Raw genomic sequence first — 570 nt, forward strand, 5'->3', positions numbered from 1 at the left:
TGCCCTTGCCGTCTTCCAGAAGCTGTGCGATTTCAAACGCTTTTTCCCGTGTGGTTTTCATATTCTTCCTTAGATTGTTCCCCGCGTTGCGTTTCTGCTTTTGCCCGGTGTCTGTCAGCGGCGCACATAGCGCCCGTTGAAATCGCGCCCCAGAATAAGCGTAAAATCGACGGGCGAAGCAGTCTCAATGCTCGTACCTTCCGATTCGGCTGATTCGGTGGAGATATTCGTACAGCGCAGAAATTCTCCCAACCGTTTTGCAGCTTCAGCGTTGCCAGCGCGGTCGATGATAACTGTGTGTGCATAATCGTCTGAATCAGCGTTTCTCACACGCGGCACGTCATAGCCAATATTTTGCAGCAAATCAGCCGTGTCCCGCGCCAGTCCCCGTCTCGTTGTGCCGTTTTTGATTTCGAGCACAAACGAACGGCTCACCTCCGCGGGCAGTACGAGCGTATCGAGCGTCTGTTTTATAATGTCTTTGATAAGCTGTCCTTGATAATAGGGGAAAAGCAATGATTTTACGCCTGCCTGCTGTATATCCCCTGTTATCGTTTGCGGCGTCAGGCG

Annotated in this window: 1 protein-coding gene; it reads right to left on the bottom strand. The window is 51.8% G+C overall.

Translation table 11 applies throughout. The features are described from left to right. Nucleotides 1-114: 114 nt before the first annotated feature. Nucleotides 115-570, bottom strand: a 456-nt coding sequence (locus tag AWU74_RS07550; RefSeq protein WP_162505033.1) for a LytR C-terminal domain-containing protein, incomplete at its 5' end; no start/stop codon positions are given.

Source organism: Treponema endosymbiont of Eucomonympha sp. (assembly GCF_001028545.1).